This window comes from Myxococcus sp. NMCA1 (assembly GCF_026810205.1).
Lineage (GTDB): Bacteria > Myxococcota > Myxococcia > Myxococcales > Myxococcaceae > Myxococcus > Myxococcus xanthus_A.
The window spans coordinates 3,943,085-3,957,297 of the sequence record NZ_CP113950.1; the positions used below are offsets into that span (position 1 = coordinate 3,943,085).

Sequence of the window (14,213 nt, forward strand, 5' to 3'; positions counted from 1 at the left end):
ACCGTGAATGTCGTGAAGCTGGAGCTGGCGCGCGGACTGGGGCGACACCTGCGCGCGGGGCACCCGTGGGTGTTCCGCAAGGCGCTGGAGCACGTGCCGAAGATTCCGGCCGGCAGCGTGGTGGACCTGACGGAGAACGGGAAGTTCGTGGCGCGCGGGTATTACGACCCGCACTCGGCCATCGCCGTGCGCGTGCTCACGCGCGACTCGCGCGACACCGTGGATGCGGGCTTCATCACCCGGCGGGTGCGTCAGGCCCTGTCCGAGCGCACGGCCCTCATCGACCTCACCGACACGGACAGCTACCGCCTGATTCATGGCGAGGGCGACGGCCTGCCGGGCGTGGTGGTGGACCTGTACGCGGGCTGGGCGGTGATGAAGCTGTACTCTGCGGGCCTCACGCCGTACCGGCCGCTCCTCATCGAGGCGCTGAAGGCCGGCGTGCCCGGGCTCAAGGGCATCATCGGCCGTGATGAGGTCGGCCGCGACGACGTCGATGAGGACGAGGGCCGCGGCTCCGGGAAGATGCTCTACGGCCACGAGGCGCCGGAGCTGATTCCCATCCGCGAGCGCGGGGCCACCTTCCTGGTGGACGCCTGGAAGGGGCAGAAGACGGGCTTCTTCCTCGACCAGCGGGAGAACCGCTACCTCATCCGGCGGCTGGGCAAGGGCCGCGACGTGCTCAACTGCTTCAGCTTCAGCGGCGGCTTCTCCGTCAATGCGGCGCTGGGCGGGGCCAACAGCGTCTTCTCCGTGGATCAGGATCCGGACGCCATCGCCCTGGCCCGGGAGAACTTCACGCGCAACGGCATCGCCGCGGAGAAGCACGACTTCCTGGCGGCGGACGTCTTCAAGATCATCCAGTCCTTCAAGGACGAGGGCCGCACCTTCGACCTCATCATCTTGGACCCGCCCGCCTTCGCGAAGACTCAGCGCGCGGTGCAGGCGGCCATCGACGGGTACGCGTCCCTCAACCGGCAGGCGCTGGGCATCCTCCGGCCGGGCGGGCTGTTGGCCACTGCGTCGTGCTCGGCGCGCGTAAGCCCGGAGGACTTCATGGGCGCGGTGCGCGAGGCGGGCTTCAAGGCGGGCGTGGACCTGGCGCTCGTCGAGGAGCGCTACCAGCCGCCGGACCACCCGGTGCGCCTGCAGTTCCCGGAGGGGAAGTACCTCAAGTTCTACGTGCTGCAGTCCGTGTAGCCCGCCGACGAGAAGCGCGCGCTGAAACGCAAGAGGCCACGAGGTTCATCACCTCGTGGCCTCCGCTGTTTCCCGGTAGGGAAGGGTGCCTCAGAAGTTGCCGGCTCGGCCCTCTTCGAACGGGACGCGGTGGTTCAGGTACGTCTCCGTCAGCGAGTGGGCGCCGCTGAACATGCCCTTCTCGGAGAAGTGGTGGACCTGCGCGCCCTTGCCAGCGTCGCGGAACAGGTCACCCGGCGTCCAGCCCTTGCTGCCCTGGCCGAAGATGACGGGCACCGGGTCCTTGTTGTTGACGTAGTGCACGTAGTTGGGGCCGTCCGGGTAGGTGGTCGCCGCCGCGCCGAAGGTCTCCACGTTGACGCGGCTGAGCAACTGCTCCACCTGCGCCTTGGACATCCCATCTTCGATGCGCAGCCGGTTGCCGACATCCTTCAGCGCGCGCGAGGTGATGAGGCCGCCGTGGCTGTAGCCCACCAGGTGGATGTCACGACCCGCCTTCAGCTCGGAGTAGACGATGTCCGACAGCGAGTCGACCGCGGGATTCTTGCCCTTGTTCAGCTTGTCCTTCGCGGCCTGGATGACGTCCGCAATCATGCCGGACGTGGCGTTGTGCACGCCGATGGCGCGCATGCCGGTGCTGTTCGCGAGGGCCTGCAGCTCGCGCGCCTGGCCGTCCTTGTTGGTGCTGATGCCGTTGACGTAGACGACCGTCGCCGTGGCGTTCGGGTTGTTCGCCGGAACGAAGGCGGGCACCTGGTTGAGCGGCGTGTTCGGCTCGAACGTCTGGCCGCCAGCGCCCACCAGCTTGCCGTCGAAGACCTTGTCCTTGGAGCCCGCGGGCGCGGTGAAGACGCCACCGACGGCTTGCGTCTGCGCGGAGCGGCTGTCGAAGCCATCCACCACGACGCCGCGCTGAGCGGCGCCACCCGTCACGGGAGGCTGCACGGTGTTGGTGGCAGGTGAGCCACTTCCACGAACGCGGTCGGCGGTGCTGCGAGAGGTCTGCGCGATGCTGTTCCGTCCGCGCTGGATGGTGCTCATGGGGTGGGGGCTCCTGCGGAATCTGGGGGTGTTTCCGCATTGTCCTCGAATCCACCTGGAAGTTTCCTGCTGGCGAAGATTTTGCGTGAAATCGTGTGTGGGTTTCTGTCGGATGGTGCGTGTGGGCGGGTGCGCAAGGGGGTAGGGGTTAAGGTGGGGCAATGGTCCAGAAAGGTCAGTTCCTCGAACGCGCGACGCTGGTGCCGGTGGGCTCGGAGGTCATGGAGGGCACCACGCATCGGGGAAGCCGGGCGCCGCCGCTGCTCGTGATTCCGCCCCGGCCGGACGAGGGGGGCGGCATGGATCACGTCATCGCGGCAGAGCTCGTCTGGGCGGCGGCGAACGCGGGTTTTCCGACGCTGCGCTTCAACCACCGGGGGGTGGGGGCCAGCCAGGGCAAGCGGGGCAGGGACTTGGAGTTGCTGGCGGACGCGGAGGCAGCCATGCGGATGCTGCTGGAGAACGCCGGGGTCAACGCGCTGGCGGTGGCGTCACTCCACGGGGGCGCCCAGGTGGCCCTGGCGCTCCAGGCGAAGCACCCCGCCGTGGGAGGCCTGTGTCTGGTGGCCCCGGCCCTGGTGGCGCCGGAAGTTCTGTCCCGAGTGACATGCCCGCTGCTGGTGGTACAGGGCGAGGAGGACTCCCGGTTGCCTCGGGCCGCCGTCTCCGCCGCTGTCGCTCGGGCAGGAGGCGACTTAGAGGTCATCGACGATGCCGGACCTACCTTCCAGCGGAACCTTCCTCAGGTCGGCCGAGCTGTCGCGGCTTGGCTACGGCGGCTCTCCGGCGGATGACCGATGTAGCGCAAACCATCGTATTTCATCACGTTTCTCCTCCCTGCCGCCCTTGCACGCAGGGAGAGGGGACATCCAGACTGTCGGTGCAGACCCAATCGTTGCGACGTTCGTTCGTAGGGGTCTTCCAGACGCGTGTTTCGTTTCTCAAGGAGTGGCCTGATGCGGAAGGTGCGATGGACCCTGGGTGGCGCGGCGCTGGCCCTGACGCTGACGGCCGCCTGTGCGTCCGCTTCTCGTGAGCAGGACACGCCTCCCCCCGCGAATCTGCGGACGCTCGATGCCCGGGACGTGGTGGCGAGCGCCATCGTCGTGGACTTCAAGGACGGCACGACGAAGGCGGAGTTCGACGCCTGGGAGACCGACTGGGGCGTCGACCTGGAGCTCAACTCCGTGGAGAGCGCCGACGAGGCCCTCACGGTGGCGGTGGGCGTGGACGACGTGGACGGGGTGCTCGAGCGCATCCGCCAGCATCCGGCCGTGGAGGCCGCCGAGCCACTGATGGAGGTCCGCGCCAGCTTCACGCCGAACGACCCGCACTTCGCGCAGCAGTGGAACCTGCGGATGATCGACATGCCCAAGGCCTGGGAGCGAAACCGGGGCAAGGGCGTGGTGGTGGCGGTGCTGGACACCGGCATCGCGTACGAGGACCACGGCGACTTCAAGCAGGCACCGGACCTCAAGGGCGTGAAGTTCGTGAAGGGCTTCGACTTCGTCAACGACGATGAGCACGCCAACGACGACCACGGGCACGGCACGCACGTGGCGGGCACCATCGCCCAGGCCACCAACAATGGCGAAGGCGTGGCGGGCGTGGCCTTCGAGGCGACGCTGATGCCCGTCAAGGTGCTCAACCACTTCGGTGGCGGGAACACGGCGGACATCGCGGACGCCATCCGCTTCGCGGCGGACAAGGGCGCGAACGTCATCAACCTGTCCCTGGGCGGCGGGGCGTACTCGCAGGTGATGGCCAGCGCGGTGGAGTATGCGCGCAAGAAGGGCGTCACCGTGGTGGCCGCGGCTGGCAATGGCGGGCGGGCGACGGTGGAGTTCCCCGCGGCCTACCCGGGCGCGGTGGCGGTGTCGGCCGTGGGGCCGGACGGAATGCTGGCGCCGTACTCCTCCTACGGCAAGGAGCTGGATATCGCCGCGCCGGGTGGCGACAAGCGCCGGGGCGACCAGGGGGGCATCCTCCAGAACACCCTGGACCCGCGCGATGTCTCGCGCTTCGTCTACGCGTCATACCAGGGCACCAGCATGGCCACGCCGCACGTCGCGGCCGTGGCGGCGATGCTCTACGCGGCCGGCGCCAAGGGACCGGACGAGGTGGAGCAGGCCCTCTACGCGGGCGCGAAGAAGTCTGCGGACCAGGCGTGGAGCGAGCAGTACGGCCACGGCCTGCTCAACGCGGAGGCGTCGCTCGCGTCGCTTCGCGGCGGCGGCTCGGCGCAGTGGCCGCCGCTGTACTGGGCGCTGGCGCTGCTGGCGTTCGTGCTGCTGACGCTGCGAGGTCGTGCGCGGCCGGGCTACCTCAACGTGCTGGTGCGGCCCGCCTTCCTCATCCCGCTGTTGCTCTCGACGGTGGGCGCCTTCTTCCTGCGCGGCTGGTTCGGGGGCGCTGAGGGGGCCGCGGGGGACGTGGTGCAGGTGGCGTCGCTGCCCCTGCCGGACTGGGAGCGCATCATCTTCGGCCGGGGCCGGACGGTGAACCCGCTGTTCTACAGCGCGCTCATCCCGCTGCTCCTGTCGCTGCCGGCCATCAAGTGGCGTGGGCTGCGGTCGGCCATGGGGGGCCTGGCGCTCGGCTTCGCGGGCTTCCTGGCCTACACGGCCTGGGCCGGGGCGCCGGCGCTGGCGTGGCTGCCCTTCGCGTTCCTCGCCAAGCCGTGGCTGGGCTTCAACACCGTCATCTGCCTCGTCATCGCCCGCGCGATGCTCCAGAAGGAGGACGCATGAAGCTCACTGGCCGCGTCGTCTTCCGTGACATCGAAACGGGCGTCTGGGTGCTGGAGGGCGACGACGGCACCACGTACCAACTCGCTGGCGGGGACCGGAAGCTGAAGAAGGACGGTCAGCGCATCGAAGCCGAAGGCAGCGTGGACGGGGACACGCTCACCAGCGCCATGGTGGGCCCCATCTTCCACGTCAGCACGTACCGCTTCGTCTGAAGCGGCACGTCGCGGGTCAGGGCTTCAGCCCTGGCCCGGTTTGGATGCGGTGCGCGCGAATCTGCCGCTCCCGCTCCTCGTAGTAGGCCTCCATGGGTAGCTCCCCTCGGCGCGCCGAGGCGCGGAGCGCGCTCAACGCCTTGCGCTCCGCATGCAGCGCGGGGGCCTCGGGGGACTCCAGCGTCGGAAGCGGGTGCTGCGCGTCGTAGAAGTTGAGGGCCAACCCTCGCGAGTCCACGGCCACCAGCAGGCCCAGTGACACCGTGGCCCCCACCACCCAGGGCAGCAGCAGTCGCACCAGGGAAGGCGTGGGGCCGGGCTCCTGGGCCTCCTCGTCGCTGGCGCGTGCGCCGGGACCCCAGACGCCAGGCTGCCGCCGCGCGTAGGAGAGCAGGGCGCTCATGCCCGCCCAGCCCGCCGCGGCGAGCACGAGCACCAGGCGGGGGTCTGTCGCTTCAGACGTCGCTTCGGAGGCATCCGTGCCCAGTGCCTTGGCGGACAGGAAGAGCACCGAGGACACCAGGTTGTTGGCCGCGTGGGCGCCAATGGCGGGCCACAGCGAGCCGGTGCGCAGGTAGAGCCACCCGAAGAGCAGGCCCAGTTCCGTGCGAGCCAGGAATCCCACCGGGTCCAGGTGAAAGGCGCTGAACACCACGGCGGAGATGACCAGGGGCGCGGTGGTGGGCGCGGGTGCCGGTGGGGTGAGGCCTCGCTGGAAGATGCCGCGGAAGAAGAACTCCTCGCAGAAGGGCGCGGCCACCGTCACACCCGTGAGGATGATGGCCAGCTCCAGCGGCGTCTGATCCGCGAACAGCTTCGAGCTGTCGAACATCCGCGTCAGCCACTCCGGCGCCACCGACTGGGCCAGGAACTGGATGGGGACCACCACCGCGAAGAAGTTCGCCACGCCCAGGAGGAAGCCGAAGACGGTGGCCGCTCGCGGCGCTGGCAGCAGCCCCGTGTAGAGGACAGGGCGCCAGCCCGCGTTGCGCAGCATCACCCAGCCCAGGCCCAGGAACACGACCAGCTCGGTGAACCAGATGCCGAAGGCTGGGTTCGCGAGCTGGACGGTGCCGCCCACGAGGATGAACGCGCCGAGTGCAAGCGCGGCGCTCACCACCGCGAGCCATTTGGGGCTCGTGCTGAAGCGGGTGCCAGAGGGCGGCCCCGGTGGAGGGGGCGCAACGTCGCTGGGGGTGGCGTCTTCCAACGGGCTTTCTCCTATTTCTATCCTGTTCGAACCTTGACGTCCTTCATCCTGGCTCGAACAGCGCGGCGGACGTGGAGGAGTGGCTTTCGCGTCCTGGGCGTCCTGGGGGGCTTGGGGGCGGGCACGTCGCACGCGGCGGCGTTCCAGGTGGAAGCCCGCACCGAGGCGCAGGCGTACCAGATTCGCGCGTGGCGTGGCAGCACGCCGGAGAGTCCGGTGCTGTTGCCGCGGCGGCGAATCGTCCAGTACCTGGGGCTCAACGCCTTCGAACTCGTCACCGGCGAGGACATGGGCTTCGAGTCCAACCTCCGCATCTGGGCCGATTTCGGGCTGCCGCGAGGCGAGGCGGCGCTGGTGGGCGGCTGTTGCTGGAGGATCTGGGCGGCTTCAACGCGGCGGCGGGGTATCGCAAGGCGCTGATGGAGGGGAAGACGGACCTGGAGCGAGCCGCTGTCCATCCATCCCAACGACTACCTGACGCTGCATCCGGTGCAGGCTCGGACGAACTCGCCCCGCTGTGAGCGCTGCCACCGGGTGCAGTCCTTCTGCGTCGCCTGTCACGAGCGCACGGGCGTGGGCATGGATGCGACGGCTCCAGCCTGGGCGGTGTCGTGCTCACTGGTGTGGCCGCGTGCCTGGAACCAGGAGCCCCGCTCTACGCCGGCCGAGGTCCGCGCGGAGTTCATGACGCAGCCCTGATGGCCAACGGGCCCGCCGTCTCCAGGGCTTGAAGGGGACGCCAAGGTGCGCAGGGCCAGTGCACACCGGCCTACCACCTTGCCCCCCGCCCGCGGGCGCGGACGGGGCCAGTGAGGGCCTGTGGCTCAGCCGCGCTTCAGGTAGCCACGGATGTCGTCAACGAGCTGTGTGCGGGCCTGCTGCTCGCTGGCGGCGGGGCCCAGCGTCAGCTTCTTGTCTGACTCGATGAGCAGCTTCTGGTCCAGGAGGAACGCCACCGCGTTCTCCAGCGTCACCTTGGCCAGGGATTCGGAGGCGGTGATGCGGCCGGCGTGGTACTCCGCGCGGCCCGTCTCCAGGGCCATCTTCACGAAGGACTTCCGGTCCGCCGCGGCGCCGTTGGCCACGTCCTGGAGCGTCATGGCCGCCAGCAGGTAGGCCTCCAGGTAGTCGCGCAGCATGTCGGCCAGGAATTCCAGGTCCGGACGCGCGTGGGCCTCGGGGGCGACGCGAAGCGTCTCGTTCTCCTCGAGCACCAGACCCATGCGCTCCAGCCGCTCCACCGTCTCCGCGAAGATGGAGTCGAACGTGGTGCCCACCCGGTAGATGAACTCCACCTTGAAGAGGCGGGACAGGAACAGTGCGCGCTCCTTCACGGTGTCGTAGGGCGCGGGGCTCCCGCTGGCCAGCATGGCGTTGGCCACGAGGCTCCGGGAGGCCACCAGGTTCATCAGCGTGTTCTTGTAGAAGGACAGTTCCGGGCGGCGTGCCTCCTCCGCCTGGTAGATGACCTCGCCACGCGCTTCCTGGGTGCGCACCATCTCGTCGGAGATGAACGTGCGCATGGCGTCCTGGATGGGACCCATCGTCTCCGGGTTGCTGGGGGCGTTGCGCATCTCCACTGACTGCGGCGAGCCCTCCTCCACGGCGATGCGGCGCAGGATGTTGATGCGGTCCGCCATCTCCCGCTGCGTCAGGCCGCGGCGCCGGTGCGAGAGCAGGGCGGTGCTGACCAACGCGTGCGGCGTCACCGTGGACACCTTGCTGATGCCGTACATCACCCGGTTGCCCAGCGCGCGGACGAGCCCCTTCTTCTGCTCGTCCGACACCGGCTCGTCCGGGTTGATGCCGCGCGCCTGCATGAACGCGCGCAGGGAGATGGGCTCATCGAAGCCCAGGTGGATGCGGCCATATCGCGCCGCCAGCACCTTGGGCGTGCTCAACAGGGCCTTGAGGTCCTCGGGCTTCTTCTCGCCGCCGGCCAGTTCCTTCGAGTAGCTGCTGGACTCGACGACCTTCTCGTAGTCGATGGCCACCGGCACGAAGATGAGGTCATCGCGCGCGCCCTCCAGCACGGACTCCACCTGCCAGGTGAACATGCCCAGCTTGGGCAGCAGCAGCTTGCCCGTGCGCGAGCGGCCGCCTTCCGGGAAGAACTCCTGGTGGATGCCGTCGTGCACCAGCTTGCGCACGTAGGCCTTGAAGGACGCGGCGTAGACCTTGTCGCCCTTGAAGGAGCGCCGGAGGAAGAACGCGCCGCAGCGGCGGAAGAACGTGCCCAGGGGCCAGAAGGAGAGGTTGGCGCCCGCGGCCACCAGGGGCACCGCGTAGCCCCGGTTCCACAACACCCAGCTCATCACCAGGTAGTCGACGTGGCTCTTGTGGCTGGGGCACAGGACGATGGGCGCGTGGCTCGCGGCCTTGAGCGCGCGGTGGAGGCCGGCCTCGTCCACGTGCATGCCGTCGTAGATGCGGTTGAACACCCACTCCAGCACGGGGGAGGTGAACGCCAGCGCGGTGGGACTGGGCTTGGCGGCAATGGCCTCCAGGTTGCGGCGAGCCTCACGCAGGACGCTCTCCGGCTTGCGCCCGGATTCAGCCGCGCACTCCTCCACCACCTTGCGCAGGGACCTGTCGCGCAGCGTCTCGTCGATGACGCGCGAGGCGGGCTTCACGGGCGGACCGAACACGGCCCGCGTTTCGCGCGCGAGGTGGACGTGGAGACTGCTGCGCACCTTGCGGGCCAGCAGCTCATCCGAGTCGCGAGGGTTCTCCGCGACGAAGCGCTGCAGGTCGATGGGCTCGCCCACGCGGAACTGCGCGCGCTTGTAATTGCGGAAGAAGGCCAGCATCGAGTGCAGGAAGCCCGGTGCCTCCGGGCTCCCGAACACCACGTCCACCCAGTTGGGCTTCAGACGCGCGGGGCGCTTCTCCCAGACGAACAACTCCGGCACCAGGTACACCGGCTTGTCGGACTGGCGGGCCATTGCCACCAGGGCGGGGAAGGGGTCCTCGCGCGTCTCCTTGCCGGACGGACGGAGCAGAGCGGTGCGGCGCAGGAAGACCAGTCCGCTGCCCCCCGTCTGCCGGGCGTGCTCGAAGCGCTGCGTGAAGTCACCGCTCTGTTTCGCCTGTCGCCAGGGTCTGGTGAACCACGGCCGCAGGTTCACCACGGCGCGCACGGGCGGCAGCGCCCGGCGCACCATGGCCCACGTCAGGTAGAGGAAGTTCACCCAGGCGGTGGTGCGCATGACGTGCACCACGAAGCCCTTTGCGTGCAGGTTCCGGAGCTCTGTTTCGGCTTCCGGCGGGAAGTGCACGCTCTCCAGGTAGCGCGTTCCCAGCGCCCGGCCCATGGGGCCGAATTCATCCTTCAGCGAGGACGCTCCCTGATTCGCAGTCGGTGACAGCGCGGTCTCCAAGAATGCTCCCGGCTACATGTTGTCGGGCGTGGGAATGCCCAGCAGCGTCAGTCCCGCGGCGAGCGTAACCCGAGCGGCGTCAATCAGGGCGAGTCGTGCAGAACGCAGCGCGTCATCGCCTTCGACGTTGATGCGCTTGTCCCGCTCCTGGTTGCCGAGCGTGTAGTAGCGGCTGAGCGCCGAGGCTACGTCGAGCAGCAGCCGGGCCACGAGGCTGGGCTCGTACTGCTCCGCCGCGTCGCGGACCACCTCGGGCAGGCGCATGATTTCGCGCAGCAGGGCCTGCTCCTCGGGGAGTGTCAGCAGGGCCGCGTCGTAGCTGGCCGGCGCGCCACCGCCCTTGCGCAGCACGTTGACGGCGCGCGCGTGGGCGTACTGGAGATAGGGGCCGGTGTGACCCTCGAAGCTGAGCACCTCGTCCCAGTCGAAGGTGTAGTCGCTGGCGCGCTTGTGCTTGAGGTCGCCGAAGGCGATGGCGCCCAGGGCGATCTGCTCGGAGAGGGCGTCCGCGTCGTCCGTCTGGATGCGTCCGGCCTCCACGTTCTCCCGCACCTTGACGGAGACACGCTCGCGCGCCTCGTCCAGCACGTCGTTGAGCTGGACCACCTGGCCCTTGCGCGTGCTCATGCCGTGGATGCGGCCGAACGCGACGTGGACGGTGCGGTCCGCCCAGGGCAGGTCCATTTCCTTCAGCGTGCGGAACACCTGCCGGAAGTGCAGCGCCTGGTCCTGAGCGACGACGTAGAGCGACTTGTCGAACTGGAAGCGCTCGTACCGGTCCTGCGCGGCGGCCAGGTCACGCGTGGCGTACAGCGTGCTGCCGTCGTTCTTCTTCAGCAGGATGGGCGGCTCGTTCTCCGCGTAGGGCAGGTCGACGATGAGCGCGCCCTGCGACTCCTTCACGCCGGGCTTTTTCGCAATCTGGTCGATGACCGCGTCCATCTTCCCCTGGTAGCGGCTCTCTCCCTCGATGTGCTCGAACTCGATGCCCATCCGCTCGTAGATCTTCTTGAAGCCCTTGATGCTGGTGTCGCGGAACTGGTTCCAGAGCTTGAGGGCCTCTGCGTCACCGGCCTCCATGCGGCGGAAGAAGCCGCGGGCCTTCTCGTCGAACTCGGGCTCGGCCTCGGCGCGCTTGTTGGCCTTGACGTACACCTCCACCAGGTGGCCCATGTCGTCGATGCGGGCCGGGTCGCCGTACTCCTGGAAGCCCACGGCCACCAGGCCGAACTGTTTGCCCCAGTCGCCCAGGTAGTTGATGCCTTCCACCCGCCAACCCAGCGCCCGGTAGATGTTGGCGATGCAGTGGCCGAGGAACGTCGTGCGGATGTGGTGGAAGCCAATGGGCTTGGCGATGTTCGGCGACGAGTAGTCGATGGCCACCGTCTTGCCGCGGCCCGCGTCCTCGTCACCGCCATAGCGGATGCCCGCGCCGCGCGCGGCGTCGATGACCTCCGAGGTGAAGGGCAGGGCGGTGAAGCGCGCGTTGACGTACGGACCCACGGCCTTGATTTCCAGTCCGGGGACGCTGAGCGACTGCGCCAGTCCTGCGGCGATGGCGGGCGGGGCCTTCTTCTGGGCCTTGGCGAGAGGGAAGGTGGCGAAGCTGAGGTCGCCGTGCGCCGGCTCGGCGGGCTTGACCTGGGCTTCGATGTCGGCGGCCGGCACACCCAGGGCAGTGGCAAGAGCCTGGGCGAAGGCGGCGCGGTAACGGGAGTAGACGGATGTGCTCATGGGACTGCGCGGATACTAGACAAACCGAGGTGGCCTACGGCCACCTCTTGTTCGCACCCACGACGAATCCCCAACTCAAGGCACGGCGGGGGATCGTCGGCTGGGCCGGACCACCGCGGAGACGGTGTCCAGCAGCTTGGGCAGGTTGAGGGGCTTTTCGAAGAAGCCGTCAATGCGCTCCAGCCCCTGACCCGAGGTGAGTGACGCCACCTCGCTGGCTCCAGAGATGATGTACACGACGATGTCCGCCAGCGACTCGTTGCCACGGATGTAGCGGAGCACCGACTGACCGTCCTCCTCGCTCAGCCGCAGGTCGAGCAGGACCATGGCTGGCCGGATGTGGGAGAGAATGGACCGTGCCTCGGAGGCGCCCGAGGTGGCCATCACCCGGTAGCCCTCCTGCTCCAGCACCTGCTGAAGCACCTCGCGGCAGTCGGCGTCGTCCTCCACCAGCAGGATTCCGCCGGACTTGGGCGCGGCCTGGGCCATCTCCGGCGCGCTGACGGCGCCGGCGAACATGGGGAGCACCATCTGGAACGTGCTGCCCTCGCCCAGGACGCTGGCGCTCTCCATGCGTCCGCCGTGGAGGGCGACAATCTTCCCCACCAGGGGCAGCCCGAGCCCCGCACCGGGCGGCCGGGGCATGCCCGGGGTGGCGCGGTAGAAGGCGTCGAAGACGTGCTCCAGGGCCTCGCTGGACATGCCCGGACCGCTGTCCTTCACGGTCAGCATCGCCAGGCCGTCCTCGGCGGAGACGCGCACCTCGACGGTGTCGTCCGCCTCACTGTGGTGGATGCCGTTCTCCACGAGGTTGTGGATGGCCTCGGCGATGCGCTCGCGGTCTCCGCGGACGAACACCTCGGGGCAGGGGGGAATCACCACGCGCACCTTGCAGTGCTCCGCGAGCGCCCCCAGCGAGCGCACCACTTCCTCCGCCACGGCCTTGAGGCCGAAGGGACGCTGATTGAGCTGCATCTTCCCGGACTGGAGCCGGGACATGAGCAGCAAGTCATTCACCATGCGGAGCATCCGGTCCGAGTTCCGGTCGCAGATCTGCACCGCGCGGCGCTGGGCATCCGTGAGGGCCCCCAGCTTCTCGCGGCCCATCATCGCTAGGTAGGACTTGATGGTGGTGAGCGGGTTCTTCAGGTCGTGCGAGACGTTGCCCAGCAACTCCTCGCGGTTCTGTTCCAGGCTCTTGAGGCCGGCGATGGCGGTCTGCAGATCCTTGTTCCGGCGGGCGCTGTCGTCACGCAGGCGCGCCACCTCGTAGGCTGCGGTGAGCTGCGCGGCCAGTGACTGCAACAGCGTGTCGGACGGCTCGCGCCGGGAGCCCAGCACCACCAGGACGCCACCGACGCCCTGCGGGCCCTCCAGGGGCACGGCAATCGTGTCCCCATCACGCAGTAGTGCCTTCTGGGAGAAGGCCCGGCCCACCACGCCCTCACCGGGGACGGCGGCGGTGACGCGGTCGTCGTAGCGGCCTCGGACGTGCTCGACGTGGAGCTGCTCCCGGGACGGGAAGTAGCGCGCCACGTAGCAGACCTTCGGCTTGAGGAGCGTGTGGATGGTTTGCAGGTGGGAGCGGAGCGCTTCGGTGGGCCCCGCATTGTCCGTCAGGTGCCGCGACATCTCCAACAGGGCGCGGTGAGCAACATCCGCATCCACCGAGGGGAGCGGCTTCGCGGGCCGCTTCGGAGTCTTCTTGGCCGCCTTCGCAACCGGACGCAGCGGTACGACTTCCGCCAGCGTCCCCTTCTTCTTTGAGCGCACGGGTGAATCCTTGCTCAAGTTCCGCGCGCATGTGAACGGCCTCTGTCCTCCGGGGCCTTCCGGAGGACAGTGTCCATGTCGGGTGGCCGACAGCCGGGGCTCAGGCTCGGCGCTGGATGCGCTGGTCGTTGCCCAGTGCGTAGGGCTCCACCAGCAGCGGCTCCACCTTCTCCTGGTAGCCCTCCACGGAGAAGCCGCCTTCCGCCAGCGCGCTGAGCACGGACGTCTGCACCCGGCGAGCCGTCTCATCGGCGGTGAGCAGCTTCAGCATGGGCTCGCGCGCCGGCTCGTACTTGAAGGCGCCCAGCGCCTTGAGCGCGGCGATCTTCACGTCGTCCGACATGTCCTCCAGGAAGGGCACCACCGCGGGGGGGATGCGGGGATCCTGGCTGCCGGCCACGTGGTGCAGCAGCACCACCTTCTTCTCCGGGTTGCGCGTGTAGTAGGCGGACAGGTGCTGGAGCGCGCTCACGCAGGCGGTGATGGTCTCCTCCTCGGAGATCAGCTCACCGAGTAGCCGCAGGGCCCACGAGGCGGCCTGCTCGCTGGTGCGCAGGAACTCCAGGATGGGCGGCACGGCGACGTCCTTGCCGAAGCTCTTCACCAGCTCGAACGTGTGCTCCTTCTCATCCGCGTCCGTGGTGAGCGGGTCCACGGTGATGGTGAAGCGGCTGAGCAGCACGGACACGGCCTCGGGGACCTTCATCTCCCCCAGCTGTTGAATCGCCTTCTGCCGGGTCGCGGGGTCTCCGTACTTCTGGGTGACCTTGGGCTTGAGCTTGAGGGCTTTCTCGGGGCCCGAGCCGCCTGTGAAGATGTCTAAGAGGCCCATGTGCGCGTGTGCTCCGTATGGTTCGGCGGCGTGAGAAGGTGGGGCGCCGTCCGTCTATGACGGTGCGGCGCCCAGGACAAG

At 68.7% G+C, this 14,213-nt stretch carries 11 protein-coding genes; 5 read left to right on the plus strand and 6 right to left on the minus strand.

What is annotated here, in order from left to right:
* Positions 1 to 3 precede the first annotated feature (3 nt).
* Entirely contained in the window at positions 4 to 1,200 is a 1,197-nt protein-coding gene (locus OZ403_RS16905) for a class I SAM-dependent rRNA methyltransferase (protein WP_140791146.1), read from the plus strand.
* Positions 1,201 to 1,290: 90 nt separating this feature from the next.
* Here OZ403_RS16905 and OZ403_RS16910 read toward each other — a convergent pair whose 3' ends face one another.
* Positions 1,291 to 2,241, minus strand: coding sequence for a hypothetical protein (locus tag OZ403_RS16910; RefSeq protein ID WP_140791148.1), 951 nt, complete (start codon positions 2,239 to 2,241; stop codon positions 1,291 to 1,293).
* A 161-nt stretch (positions 2,242 to 2,402) separates the two neighbouring features.
* Between OZ403_RS16910 and OZ403_RS16915 the strand changes: the two genes are divergently transcribed.
* From OZ403_RS16915 to OZ403_RS16925, 3 genes are all read left to right on the plus strand, one after another.
* On the plus strand, positions 2,403 to 3,035 hold the full coding sequence (locus OZ403_RS16915) for an alpha/beta hydrolase (protein WP_140791150.1): 633 nt from the start codon (positions 2,403 to 2,405) through the stop codon (positions 3,033 to 3,035).
* Positions 3,036 to 3,197: 162 nt separating this feature from the next.
* Complete coding sequence (locus OZ403_RS16920; RefSeq protein WP_140791152.1) at positions 3,198 to 4,991, plus strand: S8 family serine peptidase; 1,794 nt, start codon at positions 3,198 to 3,200, stop codon at positions 4,989 to 4,991.
* A complete protein-coding gene (locus tag OZ403_RS16925; protein WP_140798334.1) occupies positions 4,988 to 5,203 on the plus strand; it encodes a DUF5818 domain-containing protein in 216 nt (71 codons plus the stop codon). The genes OZ403_RS16920 and OZ403_RS16925 overlap by 4 nt, the downstream gene beginning before the upstream one ends.
* Before the next feature lie 16 nt (positions 5,204 to 5,219).
* Here the strand turns inward: OZ403_RS16925 and OZ403_RS16930 are convergent, their stop codons facing one another.
* Complete coding sequence (locus tag OZ403_RS16930; RefSeq protein WP_237080384.1) at positions 5,220 to 6,413, minus strand: type II CAAX endopeptidase family protein; 1,194 nt, start codon at positions 6,411 to 6,413, stop codon at positions 5,220 to 5,222.
* A gap of 33 nt (positions 6,414 to 6,446) precedes the next feature.
* Here OZ403_RS16930 and OZ403_RS16935 point away from each other — a divergent pair, with 33 nt between their 5' ends.
* Positions 6,447 to 6,833, plus strand: a complete 387-nt coding sequence (locus OZ403_RS16935; RefSeq protein ID WP_268784614.1) for a hypothetical protein — start codon at positions 6,447 to 6,449, stop codon at positions 6,831 to 6,833.
* 404 nt (positions 6,834 to 7,237) lie between these two features.
* Here OZ403_RS16935 and OZ403_RS16940 read toward each other — a convergent pair whose 3' ends face one another.
* The 4 genes from OZ403_RS16940 to OZ403_RS16955 form a co-directional block, all read right to left on the minus strand.
* A complete protein-coding gene (locus OZ403_RS16940) occupies positions 7,238 to 9,793 on the minus strand; it encodes a 1-acyl-sn-glycerol-3-phosphate acyltransferase (RefSeq protein WP_268784615.1) in 2,556 nt (851 codons plus the stop codon).
* Positions 9,794 to 9,805: 12 nt separating this feature from the next.
* Complete coding sequence (gene argS / locus OZ403_RS16945) at positions 9,806 to 11,527, minus strand: arginine--tRNA ligase (protein WP_268784616.1); 1,722 nt, start codon at positions 11,525 to 11,527, stop codon at positions 9,806 to 9,808.
* A gap of 75 nt (positions 11,528 to 11,602) precedes the next feature.
* Complete coding sequence (locus OZ403_RS16950; protein ID WP_268784617.1) at positions 11,603 to 13,300, minus strand: ATP-binding response regulator; 1,698 nt, start codon at positions 13,298 to 13,300, stop codon at positions 11,603 to 11,605.
* A 100-nt stretch (positions 13,301 to 13,400) separates the two neighbouring features.
* Positions 13,401 to 14,132: a HEAT repeat domain-containing protein gene (locus tag OZ403_RS16955; protein WP_140791162.1), complete on the minus strand. Its 732-nt coding sequence runs from the start codon at positions 14,130 to 14,132 to the stop codon at positions 13,401 to 13,403.
* Between the last annotated feature and the right edge of the window lie 81 nt (positions 14,133 to 14,213).